Source organism: Rhizobium sp. S163 (assembly GCF_030380805.1).
Taxonomy (GTDB): Bacteria; Pseudomonadota; Alphaproteobacteria; order Rhizobiales; family Rhizobiaceae; genus Rhizobium.
Genome location: NZ_JAUDSA010000003.1, coordinates 436,210 through 463,040, shown reverse-complemented (window position 1 = coordinate 463,040; position 26,831 = coordinate 436,210). Strand labels below are relative to the sequence as shown.

The following is a 26,831-nucleotide window of genomic DNA, read 5'->3' as shown; positions in this document are numbered from 1 at the left end:
CTGTTCAAAACTTCCTGCAAAATTGGCTTAGGAACAGCCTTTCCGCTATAAATCTTCAAGTGATTCTAGAAGAGATGTGATCCATTTTGACTGAGCAAACACCCCCCGGCGGCGGGAAGCTCCCGCCAGGCATCGAGCCCATCTCCATTATGGAGGAAATGCAGCGGTCGTATCTCGACTACGCGATGAGCGTTATCGTCAGCCGCGCGCTTCCTGACGTGCGCGACGGCCTCAAGCCCGTGCACCGGCGCATCCTCTACGGCATGTCCGAGCTCGGCATCGACTGGAACAAGAAATACGTCAAATGCGCCCGCGTGACCGGGGACGTGATGGGTAAATACCATCCGCACGGCAACACCGCGATTTACGACGCGCTGGCGCGTATGGCGCAGGACTGGTCTCTTCGCCTTCCGCTGATCGACGGCCAAGGCAACTTCGGCTCCGTCGACGGCGATCCGCCGGCGGCCGAACGCTACACCGAATGCCGCCTCGAGAAGGCGGCGCATTCGCTGCTCGACGATCTCGACAAGGAAACGGTCGATTTCCGCGACAACTACGACGGCACGCTCTCCGAGCCCGTGGTCGTTCCGGCGAAATTCCCGAACCTGCTCGTCAACGGCGCCGGCGGTATCGCCGTCGGCATGGCGACCAATATTCCGCCGCACAATCTCGTCGAAGTCATCAATGGCTGTATCGCGCTGATCGACGATCCGGCGATCGAACTGCCCGAGATGATGCAGATCATTCCGGGTCCGGACTTCCCGACCGGCGCGAAGATCCTCGGCCGCTCCGGCATCCGCTCGGCCTACGAGACGGGCCGTGGCTCGGTGATCATGCGCGGTGTCGCGACGATCGAGCCGATGCGCGGTGACCGCGAGCAGATCATCATCACCGAGATCCCGTATCAGGTGAACAAGTCGACGATGATCGAGAAGATGGCCGAACTGGTGCGCGACAAGCGCATCGAGGGCATCTCCGACCTGCGCGACGAATCCGACCGTCAGGGCTACCGCGTCGTCGTCGAGCTGAAGCGCGACGCCAATGCCGACGTCATCCTGAACCAGCTTTACCGCTACACGCCGCTGCAGACCTCGTTCGGCTGCAACATGGTGGCGCTGAACGGTGGCAAGCCGGAACAGATGCAGCTGCTCGACATGCTGCGCGCCTTCGTCTCGTTCCGCGAGGATGTCGTTAGCCGACGTACCAAGTTCCTGCTGCGCAAGGCTCGTGAGCGCGCCCACGTCTTGGTCGGTCTGGCGATCGCTGTCGCCAATATCGACGAAGTCATCCGCGTCATCCGCCAGGCGCCGGATCCGCAGTCGGCCCGCGAAGAGCTGATGACCCGCCGCTGGCCGGCGCATGACGTCGAAAGCCTGATCCGGCTCATCGACGATCCGCGTCACCGCATCAACGAAGACATGACCTACAACCTCTCGGAAGAGCAGGCACGGGCCATTCTCGAGCTGCGTCTCGCCCGTCTGACGGCCCTTGGTCGTGACGAAATCGGCGACGAACTCAACAAGATCGGCGAGGAAATCAAGGATTACCTCGATATCCTGTCGTCGCGCGTGCGCATCCAGTCGATCGTCAAGGACGAGCTTTCTGCTGTCCGCGACGAGTTCGGCACGCCGCGCCGCACCGAGATCATGGATGGCGGTCTCGAGATGGACGATGAAGATCTCATCGCCCGCGAGGACATGGTCGTCACCGTCTCGCATCTCGGCTACATCAAGCGTGTGCCTCTGACGACTTACCGCGCGCAGCGTCGCGGCGGCAAGGGTCGCTCCGGCATGACCACGCGTGACGAAGATTTCGTTAGCCAGCTATTCGTGCTCAACACGCATACGCCGGTTCTGTTCTTCTCCTCGCGCGGTATCGTCTACAAGGAAAAGGTCTATCGTCTGCCGATCGGCACGCCGACCTCGCGCGGCAAGGCGATGATCAACATGCTGCCGCTCGCTCCAGGCGAGCGCATCACCACCATCCTGCCGCTGCCGGAGGACGAGGACAGCTGGGCTACGCTCGACGTGATGTTCTCGACGACGCGCGGCACCGTGCGCCGCAACAAGCTCAGCGACTTCGTCCAGGTCAACCGCAACGGTAAGATCGCGATGAAGCTCGAGGAAGAGGGCGACGAAATCCTCTCCGTCGAGACCTGCACCGAGCATGACGACGTGCTTCTGACGACGGCGCTCGGCCAGTGCATCCGCTTTGCGGTCGATGACGTCCGCGTCTTCGCGGGCCGCAACTCGATCGGCGTACGAGGGATCAACCTCGGCGATAACGACCGCATCATCTCGATGACGATCGTCGGCCATGTCGATGCCGAGCCGTGGGAGCGTGCCGCCTATCTGAAGCGCGCCGCCAACGAGCGCCGCCTGACGACCGGCGAGGCCGAGGAAATCGCGCTGGTTGGCGAAGAAGTCACCGAAGAGGGACAGCTGAGCGACGAGCGCTACGAAGAGCTGAAGGCACGCGAACAGTACGTGCTGACGGTTTCCGAAAAGGGCTACGGCAAGCGGTCTTCTTCTTACGACTTCCGCATCTCCGGCCGTGGCGGCAAGGGCATCCGCGCCACCGACACGTCGAAGACGGGCGAGATCGGCGAACTCGTCGCTGCCTTCCCTGTCGATGACAACGACCAGATCATGCTGGTTTCGGATGGCGGTCAGCTCATCCGCGTGCCGGTTGGCGGCATCCGCATCGCCAGCCGCGCGACCAAGGGCGTGACCATCTTCTCGACCGCCAAGGACGAGAAGGTCGTGTCGGTCGAGCGCATCCGCGATCCGGAAGACGAGGTCGAGGAAGGTGCCGAGAACGGCGACGAAACGGCTGTTGTGCCGGGCGAGGAGCCGGCCGCAGAGGCGGGCGACGAAACGCCGCCGGACGCCGAGGCGTAAGAATCCCGCGCACCGGGTTTCCTGTGGGTGGATACGAATTGAAGAGAAGGGCCGGACCTTATGGGTTCGGCCCTTTTCGTTTGAGTTGCTGAGACCTTGGCGCCGCTCTTGGCGACCTTTCCGCGCGGATGTCGATGGCGCTGCGGGACGGCAAAAGAGATATTGTTTTTCCTGATAAATCCCTGGGTTGCAGTCCTCGTTGTTTTTGGTGAGTATTCCTCACGATGCAACCAAATGGCGATTCGCGGACAAGATGGAGGATCTGCCCGCCGATCGCCCAAGGGCCAGTAAGGAGGACGTTATGCACCCGTATTTGCTGCAATCACTTGAGACCGCTCAAGCCTCGGATCGCCTTGACATGGCCGATATCGCGCAGAAGCGGATGCTCGTCATATCGGCCGCGAGAGCGATCCATCGCATGCATGCCGAGTTGGGCATCGATCTTGCTCAGAGTGAGTTGCGGCGCGGCCATATCGTCTACGACCTCGCGGAACTCGCGACGCTGATCGATGACGGCGTGCCGGATCATGTGGTGGCCTCCGGGCTGAAGGAAGCGGCTGAGGTGATGGCGAAGCTTTGCCATTTGCTGACGGAGAATGTCGCCGCGGAGTGAATTTCCGGCGCCGCTATTTGGTGCGCGGTGGTCGTGGACATTGAGCGCTCGGCCCAAACCAACAAAACAAAAAAGGCCGCATCGTTTCCGATGCGGCCTTTTGTTTGTCTCTGGTTCCGCCTTAGTTCAGGCGACCTGCCGCGTGGGCGAGCATGGTGTAGACCTTGCCGGTGTCGGAGGTCAGGTAGGATTGGGTGATCGTCCGGTCGCGGTCGGTGCGGGCGACGTCGGCGAGCAGCTTTTCGAAGTCGGCGATGTAGCGGTTGACAGCGGTGCGGAATTCCGGCTCGCGGTCATACTTGTGCTTGATCTCGTCGAAGGTCTGCTGGCCCTTGAGCGTGTAGAGGCGGCGCGTGAAGACGTCGCGTTCGCCGCGCTGGTAGCGGCGCCAGAGATCGACCGAGGCATCGTGATCGATGGCGCGGGCGATATCGACGGAGAGCGAGTTCAGCGATTCCACCACGTGGCGCGGATTGCGGTTGTCGCCGGCGCGCGGCGCCTGCGGTGCCGGTGCCTCTACGCGGGGCGCCGGCTGGCGGGCAACCGCTTCCTCTGCACTCTCGTCGCGCGATGCGCCGCGCAGCAGATCGCTGATCCAGCCGCCAGATGCCGGCGATGCGGCAGGCGCCTGGGTTACGGCAGGAGCGCGCTGCGGCGTCGCGGGCGTTGCTGCCGCCGTGCCGAGCGAACCGCGCAGGCCGAAGCCTTCGATCGAGGAGGGCGGGATGGCGGCGGCCGCCGGGGTTGGTAGCGGCGCGGGGGCCGGGGACGGCACGGGAGCCGGCTGCGGTTGCTGCTGGATCGCGGGCTGCACCGGCGCCTGGCGCGGCGCAGGTTGTGGCTGCGGCTGTTGTGGCTGGGCCAGCGCGCGGGCGGCGGGCTCGGAGACTTCGAGCTGCTGCGTCGAGCGGCCGACGATGTGCGAGATGTCCTGCAGCGCCTTGATCTGCTCGGAGACGGCGCGGCGCATGGCGGCGGCGCTCTCCTTGGCTTCCTCGGGCAGGTCGAACGCGCCGCGCTTCAGCTCGCTGCGCGTCATGTCCAGTTCCTTGCGGATATCGCCGGCGGAGCGGCGGATTTCCTCGGTGGCGCCGGAGAAGCGGGCGACGGCTTCGTCGACGGCTTCGCGCAGCGATTCACGCATCTGCTGTGCCGCGCCATCCGACAGGCGACCTGCGTCGCCCATCATGCGCTCGACTTCCGACAGCGAGGCCGTCAGGCCGCCGCGAACGCGGTTGGCGAGTTCGCCGGAGCGGCGCTCGGCATTGCCAAGCGTGGTGTCGAGCGTTGCGTTGACGTCTTCGCTGGCCTTGGAGACGCTGCTGCGCATCGCTTCGGCTGCTTCGGCGGCGCGCTTTTCGGCATCCGAAAGCGTGGTGCTGATATCGGCGAAGGATGACTGAACGCCCTGGCGCAGATTGTGGCTGACCTGGTTCGAGCGCTGTTCGGCGCGATCGAAGGCCGAGTCGACCATGCTGCCGAGGGCACGCATCGTCTTTTCGATGTCTTCCGAGCGCTGGACGAGCCCGACCGACAGCGTCTGTAGCGCGGATTCGCGATCTTCCAGCGTCGAGACGAGGTTGGACTGGGCGGCGCCGAGCAGGCTGGAGGCCTGCGTCAGCACCTTGGAGTGCTCGTCAAAGCGGCCGATAATGCTGCCGACCTGCGACAGTGTCTGGCCGGAGATGTCGGAGAGGCGATCGACCTTGCCTTCGAGAAGGCGGGTCGAGGCTGCGACCATCTCAGCCGCCTTGGAGGCCGAGTCGGTGAAGCGCGAGGTGGTGTCGCCGAGGCGGCTATCCACGGCGCCCAGCTCTTCGGCCGCGCGGCTCATCATCTGGCCCATGACCATGCTGTTGTCGGACAGGCGGTCGATCAGGCGGTTGACGTTGGAGAGCAGGCTGTTTTCGATTGCATCGACGGCCGAGGTGGCGCGTTCGGTGCGGGCGTTGATCGCGTCGATCAAAGCGGTGTTTTCGGCGCGCAGGCGCTGGGCGCTCTGGTCGCTCGCCGCCGTGAGCTGTGCAGCACTCTGCTCGCTGGCGGCGGTGATCTGTGCAGCACTCTGTTCGCCGGCAGACGTGATCTGCGCTGCGGCCTCGCGGCCGGTCTGCGCGTAGCGATCGATCATCGGGCGGGCGGTTTCGTCGAGAATGCGCGACAGCTCGGTCGTGCGGCCGGCGAGCATGGAGTTCAGCTCGCGGGTGCGGTCGTCGAGAGCGGCGCGGATGGAGCTGCCGCGTGCTTCGAGCGCCTGCTCAACCGTGTTGAGCGTGCCGTCGAGTTCGCGCGAGCGCTCTTCAAGGCCGCTGCGGATCGCATTGCCGCGGGCTTCAAGCGCGCGGTCGACATCGGCCATGGTGGAGGCGATCTCTTCGCTGGCGCTTGCGATCGTCGTGCGGATATCCGTGCCGTGGCTGGCGAAGGTGTTCTGCGCGTCGTTCAGTGCCTTGGAGATGGCGCCGACCTGGCCGCTGACGAGCGTCTCGGCCTCGGCCACCTTGTTGATAATGGCGTTGCCCGCTTCGGAGAAGGTCTGGGCGACGGCTGCGGCCTGGCCGGCGAGGCGGTTCTGCGCCTCGGAAACACGGCCGACGATCTGCTCGGAGCGCTCGCCCATCGAACGGGCGAAATCGCTGCTCTTGGCGTCGAGGCCTTCAGCGAACTGCTGCCCGGTCTGGCTGAGGGAGGCTGCGGCACGCGTAGCTTCCTCGTCCATGCCCTGCGTGGTGTCGGCAACAGCGCTGCGCAGCGAAGCGGCGAGGCCGGCAGCCTTGCCTTCGATCGTGCGGTTGACGGCGTCTAGGCCGACGTTGAGCGCGCGGTCCATGGTGGACAGGCGTTCGTCGATCTTGGCGGTGCCACGGTCCATGGCTTCGCCGATGCCTGCGGTGCGGGCGTCGATGCCATCAGTCAGGCTGGCGGCGCGGCTGTCGATCTCGGAGGCGAGGTGGCTGGTACGGCCATCGATCGTCTGCGAGAACTTGGCAATGCTGTCATCCACGGCGGATGCGATGCGGCCGGAGGTCTCGTCGCTGAGAGCGCCGAGCCTGGAGATGCCATCCGTCAGCGTGCCGGTCAGGCGTTCGCCCGCAGCATCGACCTGCTGGGCAACACCACCGACACCGTCGCGGATGCGGTTTTCGAGCGCTGCGAGACCAGCTTCGACACGCGATCCGGTATCGGCGAAACGGCCGGTCATGCCCTCGATCGACTGGTCGAGGTGCGAGGCGAAGCTCTCCGTCGAGCGGGAGATTTCGTCGGCCGCGGTCTGGAAGCGACCGGCGATGTTGCCGGTGCTGTCGCGCAGGCGGTCTTCGAGCGACTGGGCGCTGTTGTCGATCGCCTGGCGGATCGAGGCTTCGCGATCTTCCAGCGACATTTCGAGCATGCTGACGCTTGCGGCGATGGAGGCGCCGATGGTGGTCGCCTGGTCGGAGAGCGTTTCGCCGATCTGGTTATGCGCTTCGTTGAGCGTCAGGTTGATCGCCTGGGTGCGGTCGTCGAGCGTGGCGCGGATGCGGGCATGCGCGGAGACGAGGCCGTCCTCCAGCTTGGTCGTGGCATTGCCGGTCAGCGCCTCGAAGCGGTCGGCCGCGGAGGTCAGGCCACCTTCGATGCGGTCGGTACCATCGGTGATGGTGCTGGAGATGGAGGAGGCGTGTTCGGCGAGCGTGCGTTCCAGGCGCTGCTGGTTTTCGGTGTAGGCGCCGCGGATTTCCTGGGCCTTGTCGGTGAAGGCGCCGGCAACGCGGGCTTCGGCTCCGGCGACGCTATCGATCAGCGCGTTGGTGCGGGCGTCCAGAACCTCGTCGAAGCGGCTCTGGCTGTCGCCAAGCGAGATGGCGAGCGCCATGGACTTTTCTGCGAGCGTGTCGGCGAGGCGGTCGTGCACGTCGGCAACCGTGTCGTTGATCGACTTGGCGTTCTGCGAGAGCGTGCTTTCGATCCGGTCGTGGCCGCTGACGAGCGAGTTCGCGATGCTCTCTGCATGGTGGCCGAGCGTGTCCTCGAGGCGCGAGTGGCCTTCGTTGAGCGCGATTGCCAGACCCATCGCCTTGTCGTCGAGGGCTTCGTTGATCCGGTCGTGGCCACTGGCGAGAGAGGTCGCGATGTTGCCGGCATGGCGGCCGAGCGTGTCTTCGAGGCGCGAGTGGCCTTCGTTGAGCGCGATCGCGAGGCCCATGGACTTGTCTTCGAGCGCTTCGCTGATGCGGTCGTGACCGCTGGAGAGCGAGGCCGCGATACCATCGGCGTGGTGCGCCAGCGTATCGGCGAGGCGGCCCTGGCTGTCGTCGAGCGAGATGGCGAATGCCATGGCGCGGTCGTCGATTGCTTCCGTCAGCTTCTCCTGGCCGGCTGCGAGCGACTGCGAGATGGCTTCCGCACGGGTGTCGAGCGCGGTCTCGATCAGGCTGCGGCCTTCGTTCATCGAGGCGTTGAATGCGGCGCTGCGTTCGGCGATGGCGTCGGCGAGCTTGCGTTCGCCTGCTGCCAGCGAATGCGAGATGGCGCCGGCATGCGAACCGAGCGTGTCCTCGATGCGGCTGTGACCTTCATTGAGCGAGATGGCGAGCGCCATTGCGCGGTCGTCGAGCGTCTCGGCAAGACGATCATGACCGGAAGCAATGGAGCCTGCGATGGCGTCGACCTGCGAGCCAAGCGTCTCCTCGAAGCGGCTCTGGCTTTCGTTGAGCGAGATCGCGAGCGTCATGGCCTTGTCGTCGAGCGTATCGGCGAGGCGGTCATGGCTGCCGGTGACGGCTTCGATGATCGCTTCCGAGCGGCTGGCAAGGGTGTTTTCGAAGCGCGACTGGCTGTCGGACAGCGCGCCGAGGAAGACGCCGCTGCGCGCTGACATGACGTCGTCGATGCGCTCATGGGCGGAATCCAGCGCCTGGGTGATATCTTGCGCGCGCTTGGAGATCGTCGTGTTCAGTTCATCGGCACGGCCGAAGGCCGAGGTGATCTGGTCGGTACCAGCCGAAACCGCCGAGCTCAGATCCGACGTCGTTGACAGCAGCGTGTCGCGGAATTCTGTGGCGCGGGCCGACAGGTTGTTGTGGAGCTCAGAGGTGCCGGAGGCGAGCGCCAGCGAGATTTCGGAGGTGGCGTGGCTGAGCGCCGAGGTCATTTCGGCGGTGCGCGCGCCGATTGCGCTCGCGACTTCGTCGACCTTGCCCGAAAGCGTGCTTTCCAGCACTTCCTGGCCGGTCGAAAGCGCCGTCGTCAGCGCGAAGGACTGGTCGGTCAACGACGAGCCGATGCGCTCGATGCTGGAGCTCAGGATGCCGTTCAGCGAGTCCGAGCCGCCGGTCAGCGTGTCGTTGATGCGGTTCAGGCTCTCCATCAGCTTGGTGTCGAGCGTGCCGGCGCGCTTGTCGAAGGCGTTGGCGAATTCGGCGACACGTTCGTCGAAGGAGGTGGACAGCTGGGCGACGGTTGCCTGCAGGCGCTCGTCGAAGAAGCCGGAGCGCAGGTCGAGGTCCATGATCGTGTCATCGACGCTGGACTGCAGGCTGTGGCGGAAGCTGGTGCCGCGCTCGTCGAGTGTGCTGTTCAGCTTGGCGAGAACGTCATCCAGTGTGCTTGTGATGGTGCGTTCGCCGCCGGTCAGGCTCTCGTTGATGTCGCGGGTGCGCGCGATCAGGATCTCGTTCAGCTGGCGAGCGCGGTCGTTGAGCGCCGCGTTCAGCTTCTCGGCGTTGCTGTCCATGGTGGACGCACGCGTCTCGAACTGGCTGAGAATGGTGTTGCCGTGGTCGCTCAGGCTAGACGTCAGCGAATCCAGGCGGTTATCGAACTCGTTGGCGAGCGCGAAACCGGAAGAGGTCAGCGTCTGCAGCAGCGAATCGGTCTTGGCGGCGAGCAACGTGCCAAGCGACTGGATCGCGGATTCCGACTTCTCGGTGATCGTGGCGGCGCGCGTGTCGATCATCGAGGCGAAAGCTTCGCCCGAGGTCGCGAGGCGCACGGCGATTTCTTCGGTCGCCAGCGACAGGTCTTCGCGCAGCTGGTCGTGAACGCCGACGATCGAGGTGCGGATGCGCTCGGCGTGATTGACGATGGCCTCACGCTCGGAGCCGAGTTCATGGACAAGACCGCGCACGCGCAGTTCGTTATCGGCGTAGCTGCGCTCCAGCGCGTTGACTTCGGAGTGGACGAGGGTTTCGAGCTCGGAGGCGCGCGCAATGGTGCGCTCGATGCCTTCGTTCATGGCCGAGACTTCACGACGAACGGCCTGGCCGACCGTCATGATGCGTTCCGACGCGATGGTTTCCGGCTCGGAGAGGCGAAGTGCCACTTCCGCCATCGAGCGGGCGGCGTTTCGCATGTCCTGGGCGCGCGCCATCATAATGGCGAAGGCGTAGAACAGGAGAACTGGAATTATGATGCCGACGAGACCGGCGATCACGCCGGGCAGGGCGACGAGGTCGGAAATCGAGCGGATCTGCCAGATCTGCGGCGAATAGAGGAGCGACATCAGGCCGAGGCCGCCGACGATCCACAGAAGCGAAACGAGCGTGGCGTTGCGCAGCGCCGGACGGGCGGAGCCGTTGTCGAGCGATTTCAAGAGAGAAGCGGGGCTGACCCGGCTGCCGTCGTTGGCGGCAAAGGCCGGCGCGCGCGATCCCTGCTCGGGGGACCGGGGCGTTGCGGCGGCGCGCTGCTGCTTGGCATCGTCTTTACGCTGATTGCGGACAGTTGGCTTTTCGGACACTTTTGCCTCCGAGGCGTCTTGCTTCCTGACTTGTGGAGACGGCGTATCATCGTCCTCGAAGTCGATCTGCAGGGCTTCATCCAGCGCCTTGAACGCCTTGTCCTCGATCGATTCGTTGTACTTGTTGTTCGCCATTCCGTTACGCCTCGTTACATCTCAGCCGGTCTACACGCATCCGGGTTTCCGCGTCACCCGAACAAACCTTGCCTCTGAACCTGTCCGCCCAAAATTCGTAGAGCGGATAAGTATGTCATTTCAGAGTGGATAGCTGCTTTCGCACACTTACGGTATCAAAACATTACCATTATCCACTTGGCGAGCAAAGGCTTCCACAACCCAGCTCTCCCAGTCGTATCGTAGTGACACATCCGGACCTGCTAGACAATTAACGCCTTCGGTCAAATGCCGAGTTATTAACGCTTGATTAACCCGGATTAACGCCGGCGCGGCCTTGAAATCCAATGTGTTAGAAGTGTTTGACAGGCGTTAACCATATGACGAGAAATTCGCCCTGATTGCGCCCGAATTTAACGCGATTGGCACTGCGCCCCCGCAACATCATTCAAACGGCGGGACCTAAGACGGGAGAATTGGCATATGGCAGCAGTCAGTATTGCGTTCGCGGCGCCAGATCATGGCAAGGGACAGGTTCCCTCGCAACAGCGGCCGGTCGACCTTGTTCACCTGGCCAACCAGACGATGGGCGACAAGGCGCTTGAATTGGAAGTCCTGCAGATGTTCGCGCGCCAGGCGCGCGCCTGCCTGCACGACATGTCTTCCGGCGACGGAAAGGCGATCGTAGCAGCCGCCCACAAGCTCAAGGGTGCGGCAAGTGCCGTCGGCGCCTTCCGCGTGCGCGACGCCGCCGAAGCGCTCGAAGGCAATTGCGGCGATGCCTCGAACATGGCCGCCGTCGGCGTCGCCGTCATCGAGGCGGAGAATTTCATCCTGAAGCTTTGCCGCTAGGCGGCAATGACGCCATCAGGTGTTCGATCATGGGACCCGTTGCACCATTGCGGAGCAGCGGGTCTTTTTGGTTCCAGCCGTGGCGCAATCTGACAAGCGTGTCGCTTCCAAATCTGGAATGAAGAGGCAAGGGCGGTCGTTGTTGACTGCCTCGCGTAATTGTTGGAAGTAAAAATCCAAACCCATCCCATTGATGATCACCGGAAAACACCATGCCCAAACTGACCATTGTCGCTTTCGACGGTACGCGCTTCGATCTTGATGTCGATCAGGGATCGACCGTCATGGAAAACGCCGTGCGCAACTCCGTGCCGGGCATCGAAGCCGAATGTGGCGGCGCCTGCGCTTGCGCGACCTGTCATGTCTACATCGACGAGGAGTGGACCGAGCGCGTCGGTCCGCCCGAAGCGATGGAAGAAGACATGCTCGATTTCGCCTTCGACGTTCGCCCGACCTCGCGTCTCTCCTGTCAGATCCGCATGAAGGCGGCGCTGGACGGACTGACCGTGCACGTGCCGGAGCGCCAGGCTTAATTCTCCCAGGCATTATCCTCCCGAGGATGAACCGGCCAAAAAAAGCCTCGCTTGCCGATGTGACGAGCGAGGCGAGGTAGGCGCATTACCTACGGCCAAGGGAGGATCGACCGCGGCTTCGCAACGCGCCAGGAGAACCCAGAAAACGAAAGTCCCGGCTAACGGACCTGAACTTTCGAATGACTGAATATTAGCGCGTTGTGTTTCACAAATCTATGGTGAGAAATTACCATTCATTGGCTGGGGCCGTGCCGGTTTCGCACAATTTTCGTTGCGCGGCTAAGGTCCGGCCGTCGATTTCCGCCCGAGAATCAGCTACTTTTCGCCGTCCGATGGTTTCAGGCGGTTATTCAGCAGACGCAGCATGCGCTTCTGGAAGTTGACAGCCTCGACCTGATCGAATCGCGCCTGCAGCCTGTCGTGCTCGGCAATTCCCCGCGTCGATACCTCGGTCACCAGTTCCTGCATGGCTTCGCAATTGGGCTGAGGCGGGAGCGCCATGATCTTGCGTTCCATGTTGCGCGCCTGCGTCCGGGCGATCTCGGCATGGCGTTCCTCATGCCGCTTGATGTCGCTCGACAGCGTGTCCCAGATCATCGACAGCTCTGGGCTGGCACCACGGCGATTGTTCCAGCGCGGCAGGATGATCTGCGTATGCACGGTGACGCGCGCGGTGCTGACGCGGCAGCGGCCGTTTTCCTCGACATAGGTGGCGTCGCCGCCGAAGCGGATCTTGGTGGCGCCGGGATGGCGGGCAGACGAGCCGTTGGCCGTCGGGCCGCGCGTGCTCAGCTGCTCGTCCAGTTCGTCGGCGGTTTTGCCTTTGATATTGAAATAGGAATAGCTCTTCGTCGCCACCACGGCGGCGCTTGCGGGATAGCCAGCGGACAGCGAGACGGAAATGGCGAGGAGGAGCGGCATATAACGCGACACGGACGGCATTCTGCAAATACTCATGTTGAAGTTTGCGGGAGCTTGGGGCATAGCCACCGCTAGCGCAATATGATGACGCTGTTTTTTCGATCGATAGGATGAATGCAGGTGGTAAAGCTTGGCAGCAGTTTCTGGCGCGTCGGGCACGGCCGCGAGATAGAGCTTGGTTCTACATCGGTTATCATGGCGATCGTCAACGCGACACCGGACTCTTTCTCCGACGGTGGTCGCTATGACAGCGTCGACAAGGCCGTGGCGCATGCCCTCAAGGTTGTCGAGGATGGTGCCGGCATTATCGACATCGGCGGCGAATCCACGCGACCGGATGCGGCGAGCGTCGATGCGCGCGAGGAGCAGGCACGGGTGCTGCCCGTGATCGAGGCGCTGCGCGACAAGACCGAGGCACTGATTTCCATCGACACCTATCGCGCCGAGACCGCCCGACTTGCCGTCGAGGCCGGTGCGCATATCGTCAACGATGTCTTCGGGCTGCAGAAGGAGCCTGATATCGCCGATATCGCCGCGAAGACCGGCGCGGGGCTCTGCGTGATGCATACCGGTCGCGATCGCGACAAGCTGGATGATGTCATCGCCGATCAGTTTCTGTTTCTTGAGCGGTCTCTTGAGATCGCCGGACGCGCCGGCGTGGCGCGCGACCGCATCGTTCTCGATCCCGGCTTCGGCTTCGCCAAGGATACGGATGAGAACCTCGAACTGATGGCGCGTTGCGACGAGCTTCAGCGTCTTGGTTTTCCGATCTTGGCCGGCACGTCGCGCAAGCGTTTCATCGGTGCGGTCACGGGGCGCGAGGCGGCCGATCGCGATGCCGGCACGGCGGCAACTAGCGTGCTTCTCAGGCTGAAGGGCGCCGCGATTTTTCGGGTACACGATGTCGCAATCAACAGGGACGCACTTGCCGTGACTGATGCTATGCTGAAGGCACGCGACGCATTCGAGCGGAAGGGCACGTTATGAGCACCACCTACACCATCACCTTGCAGAACTGCGCCTTCTTCGCCCGCCACGGCGTTCACGACGAAGAGGAGTTTCTGGGGCAGCGTTTCTTTGTCGATGCCGAGCTCGATGTCGTGACCGGCACCGCGCTGGAGACGGATTCGATCGACGATACCGTCAATTACGGGATTGCCTTCACCGTCATCGAGGAGATCGTCACCGGCAAGCGACGTTATCTGATCGAGGCGCTGGCGCTCGATATCGCCAAGGGGCTCTGTCAGAAATTCCCGCAGATCAAGCGGGCGAAAATTACCGTCCGCAAGCCGAACGCGCCGGTTCCAGGCGTGCTTGATTTCGTCCAGGTGAGCGTCGAACATTTTGTCTGACATGGCTTTTGAGACCGCCACGCTCGGGCTTGGCGGCAATATCGGCGATCCCGTCCACTCCATGGCGCAGGCGCTCAAGGCGTTGGATGCGCGTGCGGATTGCCGCGTCGTCGCGGTCTCCCGGCTTTACCGGACACCGCCCTGGGGCAAGACGGATCAGTCGTTCTTCTTCAATTGCTGCGCCGAAGTGGCGACGTCGCTTCAGCCGGAAGCGCTGCTCGATGTCTGCCTCGACATAGAGCGCGGCATGAAGCGGGAGCGCATCGAGCGCTGGGGGCCGCGCACGCTCGATATCGATGTACTGACCTATGGCGATATCAGCCAGGATGCGCCGAGGCTGGAGCTCCCGCATCCCCGGATGACCGATCGCGGCTTCGTGCTGATGCCGCTTGCCGACTTCGCGCCCGACCTGATCGTCAAGGGTGTCGCGGTGCGCGACTGGCTTGCTCGCGCCGATATCCAGGGGATCGAGGTCGCCGATCAGAGTATGGATTGGTGGCGAGACGCCTGAAACGAAAGAAGCGGCTGAGTGGCCGCTTCGTCGTATGCTTCAATTGTCTCTATTGATTATTCGACCGAGCCGACGGTGATTTCATCGACCTGGCGCGACAGCGTCAGACCGATCACGGGGATCATCTGGCTTTCGACCTTGACCGAAACGGTGACGTTCATCGTCTTGTCGTCGCGGACGCGGGCGATCATCGCGCCGTTGAGCTTGGCGCGGTTGAGGCCGACCACGACGGTGTCTTCAGTCACGGTGCCGGAGACGACGTCGAGGCCCTTGCCGGCGGCGCCATCGAGGAACTTGCCCTTGTAGCTATTGCCAGACTGGGTGATCAGCGCGCTCATCGGCTGCTTGAAGACGCCGACGCGGCAGCTGCCGTCGAGCTTGACGCCGGTGCCGTCGGTCACGGGTTCGCCGATCAGGTTGCAGGTGAATTTGGTGCCCTTGTACTTGCCGGCGACGATTTCGCCCGGACCTTTCCAGGAGCCTGCGACGGATTCGAAGAATGCCTTGTCACGCGTGGCGGCGGTGGCTGCTGGAGCCGTTTCAGCAAAAGGCGACAGGGCGATTGCCGCGAGACCGAAAAGATAGAGAAACTTGCGCGAGTACATGGATTTTCCTTGGCGAACCATATCGCTTAACTGGTGCCAAGTTTGCCGAAAAATGGTTAATGCTTGGTTTCTAACGGGGTGAAAACGCCGCGTCCGCGGGCTTTTCGGTGCCGGACGTGCGCTGGCCTGTCTCACGTAAGCTGTTGAATCCCATTAGATTCCTGAAGTCGGCTGTCCGGAGGGAATGGTTTATGGATCTGGGCTCAATTCCGCCCGTTGCCATCACTCTTCGTCATCGATGGCGTGAGATCGCCGATGAAGTCACCGATTCCCGGGCGCTTCAGGGCACGGAACGCCAGCGGGCGGCAGAGGTCCATGGCGGCAATGCCGATGCGGGCGGTCATCAGGCCGTTGATCACACCTTCTCCCAAGCGCGCCGAGAGCCTGGATGCCAAGCCATGGCCGAGAACCTGCTGGACGAGGCTGTCGCCGACGGCGATCGAGCCGGTGACGGCGAGATGGGCTAGAACGTCGCGCATCAGCCGCAGCATGCCGAAGGTGCCGGGCCGGCCGCCGTAGAGATCGGCCATGGCGCGGATGAGCTTGGCGGCCTCGTAGAGAACGTAGAGCAGGTCGACGATGGCGCGCGGGCTGACGGCGGTGACGACCGAAACGCGTTTGGAGGCGTTGAGGATGAGGCTGCGTGCCTGTCGATCGAGCGGCGCGAGCAGTTCGCGTTCGGCGAGCGCCACCAGATGCGGGGCGTCGATGATGTCGGTCTCGGCCGCCTTCAGCGTGGCGCGACCGCGCGCCGTCTCAGGCTTGTTTGATAGCAGATGCTCAAGGCTCTTGACCAGCGCACGCGCCTTGGCGGGCTTGGTCTCGAGGATTGCCGCTTCCGCCTCGGCCTTGATGGTCTGCACCGCAGCCAGCCGCATCATGCCAGCAGTTTCCCTAACGACCATGGCGATGACAGCCAGGATGCCGATGCCGACGGCGGCAAGCGCGGTGTAGCCGAGCCAATCGGCGCGGCTGAAGAGGTTGCGGATCAGGCTGTCGGTCCAGAGCCCGAAGGCGAGCGAGAACAGCACGCCAAAAGCACCAAGCGCGATTTTGCCGAAGGAAGTACCGCGTTTGCGGGGCTGGGCGACGGGCAGGGTCGGGAGGTCCTTGTCCGGGTTGATGAAGGGATCGTCCTCGTCCGATGTCAGCGTGATCTCGCCCGAGAAGGCTGCTGGCTTGCGGGGCTCTGCCGTCGGTCGGCCGGCTTTGATCTCCGGCTGCTCACGCTCGTCCTCATAGGCGAAGGCGGCGGGCGTGCGGCGCGGGGGCTGGTCGGCGGGCGGCTTGATCATGCGAGGCGATCTCCGAACAGAAACTGCATGGCCCGGTCGAGCCGGATATGCGGCACCGACAGCTTGATGCCGCCGCCGGTCTCCTCAAGGCTCGGCGGGCGAAAACGGACGACGTTCACGTCGGGCAATTGCACATTCTCGTCTCCCGATTCGATGCTCTCGAACAGGGCGGAGGGGTCTTCGGGCAGGTCGCCGGGGAAGATCGCGGTCTTCCTGATGCCGTCGAAGGTTTCGCCCGATATCGTCTCGCCCTCTATCGGCGTTCCGACGATGACGGGCAGCTCGTGGCCGTCGCGCTTGACGGTCGCCTCGCGCGTTGCCCGCACCGAGGCAAGCGCCATGACGTCGATGCCGGCGCCCGCCATGCCGATGCGCTGGATGGCGCGATCGACGAGGCGGCGCGTCAGGGCGTCGAGACGATGGTGGCTTTCGTGATGCAGGTGGTCGGCCTTGGTGGCCGCGACCAGAACGCGGTCGATGCGGCGGCCGAGCAGCGACGACAGCAGCGAATTGGTGCCGGGGCGAAAGCAGGCGAGCACGTCCGTCAGCGCGCGCTCCAGATCCTGCACGGCCTCGGGGCCGCGATTGATCGCTTGCAGGGCATCGACAAGCACGATCTGACGGTCGATGCGGGAGAAATGCTCGCGGAAGAACGGCTTGACGACCACGGACTTGTAGGCCTCGTAGCGCCGCTCCATCATTGCCCAGAGTGATCCCTTCTCGGGCTTGCCCGTTGGCGGCAGCACCAGCGGCGCGAAGGTCAGCGCCGGCGAGCCGTCGAGATCGCCGGGCAAAAGGAAGCGGCCGGGTGGGAGCGTCGACAGGGAGCGCTCGTCGGCCTTGCAGGCCTTGAGGTAATCGGCGAAGGCGGTGGCGAGTTCGCGGGCGCGCATTTCATCCGCCGGGGCGGCGATGTCGCAATCGTCGGTCAGCGCTAGCCATGGCTGGGAGAGCTCGGTGCGGATGCCGGTGCGGGCCAGCGCGATGGTCTCTTCGCTGAAGGTGCGGTAGTCCTTGGCCAGCAGCGGCAGGTCGAGCAGCCATTCGCCGGGATAGTCGACGATGTCGATCGAGAGCCTGCCTGGCGAGAAGAAGCGGCTCCACCCGCTGGCGCTCTGGTAATCGATGGTCAGCCGCAGCTCGGAGATTGCGCGTGTGGAATCGGGCCAGATGCGGTCTTTCACCAGCGCCTTGATGTGATCCTCGTACTGGAAGCGCGGCACGCTGTCGTCGGGTTGCTCTTCGAGCCGGACGGCGGAGACACGGCCAGACTGGACGGCCTCGAACAGGGGCAGGCGGCCGCCATGCAGCAGGTTATGCACCAGCGAGGAGATGAAAACCGTCTTGCCCGCCCGCGACAGGCCGGTAACGCCGAGGCGGATCGTCGGGTTGACGAGGCCCGAGGCGCGGTCCGACAGGGTGTCGAAGGCGATGCGCGCGTCGTCGGTGAAGGATGTCATGCTTGGCGGCAAGGCGAAATTCCGATTGCTGGTAGACGCCATATAGGAACCGGCACGCCGAAGAAAAAGAAGGTTGCGCGCCTGTCAGTCGATCATGAAGTCGATCAGGCGCCAGTTGTTGCGGCCCGGGTCGAAATCGAGCACCGCCAGACCACCCGGCGGAAAGCCGTTCGGCAGCGCCTGCGCCAGCAGCTGGTGGCCGATCAGCGCTTCGAGCGTCTGCTCGATGACGGGATTGTGGCCGACGAGCATGACAGAGCCCGTGTCCTGCTGCGCGCCGAGGATATCGAGATAGATTTCGGGCGTGGCATTATAGAGCGCGTCGACGAAGCGGATATCGAGGTTTTCGCCCATCGCGCGGTGTACGGCGTCCGCCGTCTGTCGGCAGCGTATGGCGGTGGAGCTGACGACGAGGTCGGGCTTGTAGCTTTTATCGGCCGCGTTCTCGGCGAGAATTTCGGCTGCGGCATAACCGCGCTCGCTCAGCGGGCGGTCGAAATCGCTCTGGCCGGGGGCGGGAAATGCCGCTTCGGCGTGTCTCAAAAGATAAATCCGGGAAGGCGGCGGCACGATTGCGGTCATCGGAAAGTCCCCGGTCGATTGATCTATTTCAGTAGCGCCAGCCCGGTGTCTTCGTCAACCGGCGTGCAGAATCCAGTGGGCAAGTTGCACGGGCGCTGCTACTTCAGCTGGCAAGCTGAAACGGTGGCTTTGAAAAATAGTGACGTAAAAATAGCCTGTTAGCTCAAAATTGTGACAGATTTAAAAATGTGTTTACCTAGCGGATTGGGCTTGAATCGAACGCCGTGGTCGGGATATACAGCCGCCAGATGAGATGTTCTTCAGGAGAATCGCGTTGAGTGAGAAGATCGATCTTAGCAAATACGTGCCCTCGGAAGAGGAAGAGTTCATGAACGGTAACCAGCGCGCCTATTTCAGGGCGAAGCTGATTGCCTGGAAGAATGACATCCTCAGAGAGGCGCGCGAAACCCTCGAGCATCTTGCCGAGGAAAGCGCAAACCATCCGGATCTCGCCGACAGAGCGTCGTCCGAGACGGACAGAGCCATCGAGCTGCGCGCCCGTGACCGCCAGAGAAAGCTGATATCCAAGATCGACGCCGCACTGCAGCGTATTGAGGAAGGCACTTACGGCTATTGCGAGGAAACCGGTGAACCGATCGGCCTCAAGCGTCTCGACGCCCGCCCGATCGCAACGCTGTCCATCGAAGCGCAAGAACGCCACGAGCGTCGTGAAAAAGTCTACCGGGACGAATAATCCCGGTTACATCACAAACTAAAAAGGCACCGCCATCGCGCGGTGCCTTTTTTGTTTGCGGGAATGGGGCGGCTGTTGCCGCCGCCGGTCATTTGTCGCGATTGACGCTCATCTCACCGAAAATGCGGGCCACTTCATTCTGAAGGGCGGCGTCGGCGCCGGTGATCGGCGCCATCTCGGGATCACGGCGCGGCATGTTGGAGGGTACGGGGCGAGCGGGCGCGCTCTGAACCGGCGGTGCATTGTGCATCGGGATGGTCGGCGCCGCCATCGGGCGCTCGGCCGCCAGATTGCTCGTCATTTCCTCTTCGAGCACACGCTGGAAATCGCTGGGCTGGGCCGAGGGTGCCGGGCGAGCGACGGGCTGGAACGCGGCAGGCTGCGGCGTTGGTGCCTGTGGTGCCGGCGGATAGAGATCGACGCGCTGGGGCGGCGTGGGCGGGCTCATCACCTGCGGCTCGATTCTCTGCGGGGTCAGGACGCGCTGGCGTGCCGAATCGAGGATATCGACGGCTTCGGCCGTTTCGATCGGCGCAGGCTCGGGCCGCGAGAATGCCGGAGGCTGCGGGCGCGGTGCGACGGGTGCCGGCGCGATCGATACCGGTGCGACTGGCACGGCGACAGGGCGTGGCGCGGGTTCGATCTCGGGCTCGAAAACCTGATGCTGTTGTGCAGGTGGCGGCGCGATCGGTGGGGTGTCCAGGCGCTCGGCGCTCGGTGCGAACTCTTCGATCGGCGACAGGCCGCGCGTCGGGGCCGGGCGTGGCGCTGGCGGGACGATGACCGCTGGTTCTGGTTCTGCCACGGCGGATGTCATCACAGGCTCGGCTGGCCGCTCGCTGGGGGCTGCAGGCTGTGGTGCTTCCGGGCGTGCCGGCTCGCTGATGGTCTCGACTTGCCCATCCGGCAGGATCCGGCTTTCGATGACGATATCGGAGGGGCCGCCGATCATGATCAGATGTTCGACATCGTCGCGGCGCACCAGCACAAGGCGGCGGCGGGCGTCGACGGCGGCGGCGTCGAGAACCTGAAGGCGTGGCTGGCGGTTGCGGCCGCCGCGAACGAAGGGCGAGGATGCCCGGTTGCGCATGATCCAGAGGACCGCGACGAGCAGCAGCAGGGCGATGGCCACGCCGCCCGCGGCAATGATGAAGCGGCTGCCATAAGATTCCATGATGCCATCGAACATAGTCACGTACTCCTTTGCGGCGTTCAACCACATGACGACTTTTAAGCTTCCTAGACAAGGGGGAGGCGCCTTGTCCAGTCACCGAAAGGTGCGACGCAATGTCTGTGGAACGTCTCAATCTACATTTAACGGCAAAACTGGCGCTGTAGCTTGTGAATTCAATCACTCTTCATGGAGTGTGGTGTTTTTGGCGAGGCAGCAAATTGCTAAGAAGGAAGAGGCGCCTGATTCCTGCTTCGTCTGTTAGTCACGAATGAAGGCCGGCGGGCAATGCGAGGAAGTACATGACGAAATCCCGTCAGGCCGACAATTTTAGCGAACCGCTCGTGGACCGTGGAGGGCGCGCGGGAACTGCCGTGCGGATCCTGCTTCTGGCGCTGGTGCTGATCGGCGTTGCCGCCGCCTTCGTGGTGTTCAAGACCTCGCTCGACAACGAGATGGTGCTCGGCGTTCTCGGCGTGCTGGCCATGGTCGGCATCTTCTTCCTGGTGTCGTCGATCATCGGCTTCATCGAGGTGATGCCGCAGCGCCAGTCCGACAGCCTTGCCCGCGCTTTTCTCAACAGCCATCCCGATGGATCGCTGATCACCGACGAAAAAGGCCGCATCGTTTACGCCAATGCTGCCTATGGCGCGCTGACCGGCGCTCGCAAGCCGACAGAGGTGCAGACGCTGGAAGCGCTGCTGTCGCGCCACCGCGAATCCAACGAGGCGCTATATAGGCTCTCCAACGGGTTGCGCGAGGGCCGCGAGGGCCGCGAGGAGTTCCGGCTGCTGCGCGCGCTGGGGCCATCGCTGAACGGATCCGGTGCGCACTGGTACCGCCTGAAGGCGCGTATCCTGCAGAGCGAGGAGAGCGGCGGCCGGCCGCTGCACATCTGGCAGATCAGCGACATCACGTCGGAACGCGACGATCAGGAGCGGTTCTTCAAGGAACTGCAGAACGCCATCGATTATCTTGACCACGCGCCTGCCGGCTTCTTTTCGGCGGGCCGCAAGGGCGAGATCTTCTATCTCAATGCGACGCTTGCCGAGTGGCTGGGGATCGACCTCACCAAATTCATTCCGGGTTCGATGACGATCGGCGACATGGTTGCCGGCGAGGGGCTGGCGCTGATCCAGTCCGTGCAGGCCGATCCCGGTCTGCAGAAGACGGTGACGCTCGATCTCGACCTGAAGAAATCGAACGGCCAGGGCGTTCCGGTGCAGATCGTTCACAGCGTCACCTCGATGCGCGACGGCGCACCCGGCGAGAGCCGCTCGATCGTTCTCACGCGGCGCGACAGCACGGCTGGTGATCAGTCGGCGTCGGCTGCATCGATGCGTTTCACGCGCTTCTTCAACAATACGCCGATGGCGATCGCCTCCGTCGATGGCGACGGCCGCATCCTCCGGACCAATGCGCCGTTCCTGAAACTCTTTTCCGGCATCGTTTCGCGCGATGACGTCGAGAACGGTGCATTGTTCGAAACCATCGTGCAGGATGTCGACAAGCCGCGATTGCAAGGCGCGCTTGCGGCCGCGAAGGACCGGCAGGGCGATATTCCGCCGCTCGATTCCAAGACGCAGGCCGACGACAACAGGCATTTCCGCTTCTACGTCAATGCGGTGATCGACCAAAGCGATGAAGCGCCTGAAGAGGCCGCGATCGTCTACGCCGTCGAGGTGACCGAGCAGAAGGCGCTCGAGGCGCAGATGGCGCAGACGCAGAAGATGAACGCGGTGGGCACGCTCGCCGGCGGCATCGCGCACGATTTCAACAACGTGTTGACCGCCATCCTGCTCTCGTCCGACCATCTGCTGCTGCAGGCGCGGCCGGCCGATCCTGGTTTTGCGGATCTGATGGAAATCAAGCGCAACGCCAACCGTGCCGCTGTTTTGGTGCGCCAGCTGCTTGCCTTCTCGCGCAAGCAGACGATGCGGCCGAGTGTGCTCAATCTTACCGATGTCGTCGGCGACTTGAGAATGCTGGTCGACCGGCTGCTGTCGGGCACCAACGTCAAGCTCGACGTCGAATACGGGCGCGATCTCTGGCCAGTGAAGACCGACCTGTCGCAGTTCGAGCAGGTGCTGATCAACCTTTGCGTCAATGCGCGCGACGCGATGCCGGAGGGCGGCAAGCTCACCGTGCGCACGAAGAACGCGACGGCTGCCGAAGTCGCCGCCTTCAATTACTCCTACATGCCGCACGAGGACATGGTTCTGGTCGAGGTGTCCGATAACGGCACCGGCATCGCGCCTGAAATAATGGACAAGATCTTCGAGCCCTTCTTCACCACTAAGGAGGTGGGCAAGGGCACAGGTCTGGGGCTTGCGATGGTCTATGGCATCGTCAAGCAATCCGGCGGTTACATCCAGCCGGAATCGGAAGTCGGCAAGGGCACGACCTTCCGTGTCTTCCTGCCGCGCCACATCGTCGAGCCGGCGATCGCCGCCGAAGCCGATGCGGTCACGCCGAGCGCCGATAACGTCGTTGCCCTGTCGCCGGCCAAGCCGGAGCAGCCGGAAGACCTGACGGGTTCGGCCGTCATCCTCCTCGTCGAGGACGAGGAGGCGGTGCGTCGCGGCGGCAAGCGCATGCTGGAGACGCGCGGCTATACGGTTCACGAAGCGGGATCGGGCGTCGAAGCGCTCGACATCATGGACGAGCTCGACGGCAAGGTGGATATCGTCGTCTCCGACGTCGTCATGCCTGAAATGGACGGGCCGTCGCTGCTGCGCGAACTGCGCAAGAAATATCCGGATCTGAAGTTCATCTTTGTCTCGGGCTATGCCGAGGACGCATTCGCCCGCAACCTGCCGCCAGAGTCCAAGTTCGGGTTCCTGCCGAAGCCGTTCTCGCTGAAGCAGTTGGCTGTGGTGGTCAAGGAGACGCTTGAGGGGTGAGGTGAGCCGGGGCGTTTGGCGTGGGCTGGGACGCGCGGTGCGCGCGCCCTCATCTCCGGTACAGCGAGCTGCACCTGACCTTCCGGCATCTTCTCCCCGTGGGGGAGAAGAGACTTGTGGCGAGCTGTTTTGCTCCATCTCCACTTCTCCCCCACGGGGAGAAGGTGCCCGAAGGGCGGATGAGGGGGCTGCGTGGCACAAGGTTCACGAGACGCGTGACCACCCCAAAGAAAGACGTAGCAGAGGCATGAGGGCAGCTTGGCGCCGCCCCCGGTCGTTTATCTTCAGGCGTTGAGCGCAACCGCAATTTCGCCGGCGAGGCGGGCGTTGTTTTCCACCAGTGCGATATTGGTCTTCAGGCTCTGGCCATCGGTCAGGTCGAAGATCGTGCTGAGGAGATAAGGCGTGACTGTCTTGCCGGAGATTTCATCGCGTTCGGCGCTGTCGAGCGCGCGCTGGATGTAGATTTCCATCTCTTCGGCCGGGATTTCGTCGGCTTCAGGCACCGGATTGGCGATCAGCATGCCGCCGTCGATGCCGAGCTGTTCGCGCACCGTCTGGAAGTTGGCGATGGCGGCCGGGCTGTTCAGCGTCAGCGGGCTGCGCAGGCCGGAAGAACGTGACCAGAAGGCCGGGAATTCTTCGCTCTCGTAGGTGACCACGGGCACGCCAGCCGTTTCCAGCACTTCCAGCGTCTTCGGCACGTCGAGGATCGCCTTGGCGCCGGCGCAGACGACGATGACGCCGGTGCGGCCGAGTTCTTCGAGGTCGGCGGAGATATCGAAGCTCTCTTCCGCACCGCGATGCACGCCGCCGATGCCGCCAGTCGCGAAGACCTTGATGCCGGCGCGTTCCGCCGCGATCATCGTGGCGGCGACGGTGGTGGCGCCGTGGCGGCGCTCGGCGATCGCGAAGGCGAGGTCGGCGCGCGAGACTTTCAGCACATCCTTGGCCTTGGCGAGCTGCTCGAGCTCTTCGGCTTCGAGCCCGATGTGGAGCGTGCCGTGGATGACGGCGATGGTGGCGGGGACGGCGCCCTGCTCACGGATGATCGATTCGACGCTGCGGGCCATCTCGATATTCCCGGGGTAGGGCATGCCGTGTGTGATGATCGTCGATTCGAGCGCCACGATCGGCGCGCCACGCTGCTTGGCGCTCGCCACTTCCTTGGAGTAGGTGATCGGCAGCTTGGAGGAGAGAGTGTTCGTCATCGGATCTTCCATTTCGTCTGATTGGGTTTCAATGCAGAATTCTCGCCGGCGGGACAAGAGCAAGAGCCTGTTTTAGGAGATCGGCGGATAGATTTTCATTGACCGCGTTGGGCGACTGGACGGTCAGCGCCGCGGCCGCAGCACCCTCGCGGATTGCCTCGCTCATCGGCAGCCCGCGCAAAAGTGCTGCGATAACGCCCGAGGCGAGGGAATCGCCGGCGCCGGTCACATCGGACACGTGCTCGACATTGGCCGGCTGCAGCGCCGCCACGTGGCCGGCGGAGAAGGCGATCAGCTCGCGCTGTCCCCGGGTGACGACACCGCCCCTGAGGCCGATGTCGCCGAGCAGTGACGGCCAGTGGACGGGGTTTTCCGGCCGCTCGCCGGTCAGCGCCGTCGCCTCGGCTTCGTTGAGAAAGAGATAGTCGATACCCTGCATGCAGGCCTTCAGCTTAACCGCCTTTGCCGGCGAGATCGCGATCGCCGCCACCGGCTTGCCGAGCGCCTTGGCGCGCGCGGTGATCGAGACCAGCGTTTCCTCCGGCAGGTTCGCGTCGAAGAGGATCATGTCGGTCGCCGAAAACGCCTCGCGCACCGAGCGGATCGACAGGCGGCGCGGCACGAACATGCGGTAGAGATCCATGTCGGCCAGCGCTATCACCAGATTGCCGTCGCGCTCGATGATCGCGGTATAGCTCGGGGTCTTGCGGTCGAGGAAGATGAAGGGGCGGTCGTTGACGCCGGCGAGATCGGCGGCTTCGCTCACCATCTCTCCGGTCGGATCACCGCCGCGCGGCGAGATCATGGTGACGTCGAAGCCGAGGCGGGCGAGATTGCGGGCCGCGTTGAAGCCGCCGCCGCCGGCCTCCTCGAACCAGGAGCCGGGGTTGCTGGCGCCATCTGCCGTGGCGTCCGATATGCGGCCGCGGCGATCGACATGGGCGCCGCCAAGCACGAGAATCTTCTTGCTCATCTCATCGCTCCGAAAATGCCGTCTTGGGCGAATCGTGCGGCCTCCGGAAGCGCGGTCAGCCGCCGTCCAGGTGCTGTAAGCTCTTGCTTTGCATGGATAAAACAAATGTAGAACACAGGCCGTTTTACCTCTTTCTTTCAATGCTTTGAACGGCACTTGCGTGATGAGAACAAATGCGGTACAAAATCGACATCGGCGGCGACATTGCTTGAGCGGCTTCAATAACCTAAAGGTGGATCGAATGTCACAGAATACATTGCGGCTTGTAGAGGACAAATCGGTGGACAAAAGCAAGGCACTTGAAGCGGCACTCTCACAGATCGAGCGGTCGTTCGGCAAGGGCTCTATCATGAAGCTCGGCTCGAACGAGGGCGTGGTCGAGATCGAGACCGTTTCGACGGGCTCTCTCGGACTGGATATCGCACTCGGGATCGGCGGCCTTCCCAAGGGGCGTATCATCGAAATTTACGGGCCGGAAAGCTCGGGTAAGACGACGCTGGCGTTGCAGACGATCGCGGAAGCCCAGAAGAAGGGCGGCATCTGCGCCTTCGTCGACGCCGAACACGCGCTCGATCCAGTTTACGCTCGCAAGCTCGGCGTCGATCTGCACAATCTCTTGATCTCGCAGCCGGATACCGGCGAGCAGGCGCTCGAAATCACCGACACGCTGGTGCGCTCCGGCGCCGTCGACGTGCTGGTCGTGGACTCGGTTGCGGCCCTGACGCCGCGTGCCGAAATCGAAGGCGAAATGGGCGACAGCCTTCCGGGTCTGCAGGCTCGACTGATGAGCCAGGCGCTGCGCAAGCTGACGGCATCGATCTCGAAGTCGAAGACCATGGTCATCTTCATCAACCAGATCCGTATGAAGATCGGCGTCATGTTCGGTTCGCCGGAAACGACGACGGGTGGTAACGCGCTGAAGTTCTACGCCTCGGTTCGCCTCGATATCCGCCGCATCGGCGCCGTCAAGGAGCGCGAAGAGGTGATCGGCAACCAGACGCGCGTCAAGGTCGTCAAGAACAAGATGGCGCCTCCCTTCAAGCAGGTCGAATTCGACATCATGTATGGCGAAGGCGTATCGAAGACCGGCGAGCTGGTCGACCTCGGCGTCAAGGCAGGCATCGTCGAGAAATCGGGCGCCTGGTTCTCCTATAACAGCCAGCGTCTCGGCCAGGGCCGCGAGAACGCCAAGACGTTCCTGCGCGACAATCCCGAGCTGATGCGCGAGATCGAGACGTCGATCCGCCAGAATGCTGGCCTGATCGCCGATCAGCTGCAGAATGGCGGTCCCGACGCCAACGATTCCGACGGCGAATAAGCCTCGATCAAAGACTGAATAGTTCAAAGCCGGCTGCATTCCTTGATCAGAATGCAGCCGGTTTTGTTTGTCTGCTGGACAGTGGTTAACGTCAGCGATAAA

19 protein-coding genes are annotated in these 26,831 nt (G+C 63.2%); 10 read left to right on the top strand and 9 right to left on the bottom strand.

Going from position 1 to position 26,831, the window contains the following annotated elements; translation table 11 throughout:
* Window positions 1-86: 86 nt before the first annotated feature.
* Together gyrA and QTL96_RS02385 are read left to right on the top strand one after the other, a co-directional pair.
* Complete coding sequence (gene gyrA / locus QTL96_RS02390) at window positions 87-2,900, top strand: DNA gyrase subunit A (RefSeq protein WP_289726543.1); 2,814 nt, start codon at window positions 87-89, stop codon at window positions 2,898-2,900.
* Between the two features lie 253 nt (window positions 2,901-3,153).
* Window positions 3,154-3,513 (top strand): hypothetical protein, encoded by a 360-nt coding sequence (locus QTL96_RS02385; protein WP_289726542.1) that lies wholly within the window; start codon window positions 3,154-3,156, stop codon window positions 3,511-3,513.
* Between the two features lie 121 nt (window positions 3,514-3,634).
* Here QTL96_RS02385 and QTL96_RS02380 read toward each other — a convergent pair whose 3' ends face one another.
* Window positions 3,635-10,369, bottom strand: a complete 6,735-nt coding sequence (locus QTL96_RS02380) for a hypothetical protein (protein WP_289726541.1) — start codon at window positions 10,367-10,369, stop codon at window positions 3,635-3,637.
* A gap of 462 nt (window positions 10,370-10,831) precedes the next feature.
* Here QTL96_RS02380 and QTL96_RS02375 point away from each other — a divergent pair, with 462 nt between their 5' ends.
* Both QTL96_RS02375 and QTL96_RS02370 read left to right on the top strand, forming a co-directional pair.
* Complete coding sequence (locus QTL96_RS02375) at window positions 10,832-11,200, top strand: Hpt domain-containing protein (protein WP_018900545.1); 369 nt, start codon at window positions 10,832-10,834, stop codon at window positions 11,198-11,200.
* 212 nt (window positions 11,201-11,412) lie between these two features.
* Window positions 11,413-11,733, top strand: a complete 321-nt coding sequence (locus QTL96_RS02370; RefSeq protein WP_037128298.1) for a 2Fe-2S iron-sulfur cluster-binding protein — start codon at window positions 11,413-11,415, stop codon at window positions 11,731-11,733.
* A gap of 315 nt (window positions 11,734-12,048) precedes the next feature.
* On the opposite strand, the gene QTL96_RS02365 is transcribed toward QTL96_RS02370, so the two are convergent.
* Window positions 12,049-12,675 (bottom strand): DUF922 domain-containing protein, encoded by a 627-nt coding sequence (locus QTL96_RS02365; RefSeq protein ID WP_112941636.1) that lies wholly within the window; start codon window positions 12,673-12,675, stop codon window positions 12,049-12,051.
* Window positions 12,676-12,768: 93 nt separating this feature from the next.
* Here QTL96_RS02365 and folP point away from each other — a divergent pair, with 93 nt between their 5' ends.
* From folP to folK, 3 genes are read left to right on the top strand one after another with little or no spacing between them, the layout of a single operon-like run.
* Window positions 12,769-13,641 (top strand): dihydropteroate synthase, encoded by an 873-nt coding sequence (gene folP, locus QTL96_RS02360; protein WP_289726540.1) that lies wholly within the window; start codon window positions 12,769-12,771, stop codon window positions 13,639-13,641.
* Window positions 13,638-14,006, top strand: coding sequence for a dihydroneopterin aldolase (gene folB, locus QTL96_RS02355; protein ID WP_018900541.1), 369 nt, complete (start codon window positions 13,638-13,640; stop codon window positions 14,004-14,006). Before folP ends, folB begins: the two co-directional genes overlap by 4 nt.
* A complete protein-coding gene (gene folK / locus QTL96_RS02350) occupies window positions 13,999-14,517 on the top strand; it encodes a 2-amino-4-hydroxy-6-hydroxymethyldihydropteridine diphosphokinase (protein WP_289726539.1) in 519 nt (172 codons plus the stop codon). Before folB ends, folK begins: the two co-directional genes overlap by 8 nt.
* Before the next feature lie 56 nt (window positions 14,518-14,573).
* Here the strand turns inward: folK and QTL96_RS02345 are convergent, their stop codons facing one another.
* The 4 genes from QTL96_RS02345 to QTL96_RS02330 form a co-directional block, all read right to left on the bottom strand.
* The gene (locus QTL96_RS02345; protein ID WP_113199968.1) at window positions 14,574-15,122 is read right to left on the bottom strand and encodes a hypothetical protein; all 549 of its coding nucleotides are present in this window, start codon (window positions 15,120-15,122) and stop codon (window positions 14,574-14,576) included.
* A 203-nt stretch (window positions 15,123-15,325) separates the two neighbouring features.
* Window positions 15,326-16,417, bottom strand: coding sequence for a TIGR01620 family protein (locus QTL96_RS02340; RefSeq protein WP_289726538.1), 1,092 nt, complete (start codon window positions 16,415-16,417; stop codon window positions 15,326-15,328).
* On the bottom strand, window positions 16,414-17,889 hold the full coding sequence (locus QTL96_RS02335; RefSeq protein WP_289726537.1) for a YcjX family protein: 1,476 nt from the start codon (window positions 17,887-17,889) through the stop codon (window positions 16,414-16,416). Before QTL96_RS02335 ends, QTL96_RS02340 begins: the two co-directional genes overlap by 4 nt.
* A 72-nt stretch (window positions 17,890-17,961) precedes the next feature.
* Complete coding sequence (locus QTL96_RS02330; protein ID WP_289726536.1) at window positions 17,962-18,459, bottom strand: histidine phosphatase family protein; 498 nt, start codon at window positions 18,457-18,459, stop codon at window positions 17,962-17,964.
* 274 nt (window positions 18,460-18,733) lie between these two features.
* On the opposite strand from QTL96_RS02330, the gene dksA reads away from it, so the two are divergent.
* On the top strand, window positions 18,734-19,153 hold the full coding sequence (gene dksA / locus QTL96_RS02325) for an RNA polymerase-binding protein DksA (RefSeq protein WP_018900535.1): 420 nt from the start codon (window positions 18,734-18,736) through the stop codon (window positions 19,151-19,153).
* An 88-nt stretch (window positions 19,154-19,241) separates the two neighbouring features.
* Here the strand turns inward: dksA and QTL96_RS02320 are convergent, their stop codons facing one another.
* Window positions 19,242-20,342 (bottom strand): flagellar biosynthetic protein FliO, encoded by a 1,101-nt coding sequence (locus QTL96_RS02320; RefSeq protein ID WP_289726535.1) that lies wholly within the window; start codon window positions 20,340-20,342, stop codon window positions 19,242-19,244.
* A gap of 284 nt (window positions 20,343-20,626) precedes the next feature.
* Here QTL96_RS02320 and cckA point away from each other — a divergent pair, with 284 nt between their 5' ends.
* Window positions 20,627-23,227 (top strand): cell cycle histidine kinase CckA, encoded by a 2,601-nt coding sequence (gene cckA, locus QTL96_RS02315; protein WP_018900533.1) that lies wholly within the window; start codon window positions 20,627-20,629, stop codon window positions 23,225-23,227.
* A gap of 284 nt (window positions 23,228-23,511) precedes the next feature.
* Here cckA and QTL96_RS02310 read toward each other — a convergent pair whose 3' ends face one another.
* The gene (locus tag QTL96_RS02310; RefSeq protein ID WP_289726534.1) at window positions 23,512-24,438 is read right to left on the bottom strand and encodes a pseudouridine-5'-phosphate glycosidase; all 927 of its coding nucleotides are present in this window, start codon (window positions 24,436-24,438) and stop codon (window positions 23,512-23,514) included.
* 28 nt (window positions 24,439-24,466) lie between these two features.
* Window positions 24,467-25,411 (bottom strand): carbohydrate kinase family protein, encoded by a 945-nt coding sequence (locus QTL96_RS02305; RefSeq protein ID WP_289726533.1) that lies wholly within the window; start codon window positions 25,409-25,411, stop codon window positions 24,467-24,469.
* Between the two features lie 241 nt (window positions 25,412-25,652).
* Here QTL96_RS02305 and recA point away from each other — a divergent pair, with 241 nt between their 5' ends.
* Complete coding sequence (gene recA, locus QTL96_RS02300; RefSeq protein WP_047512212.1) at window positions 25,653-26,729, top strand: recombinase RecA; 1,077 nt, start codon at window positions 25,653-25,655, stop codon at window positions 26,727-26,729.
* Window positions 26,730-26,831 lie beyond the last annotated feature (102 nt).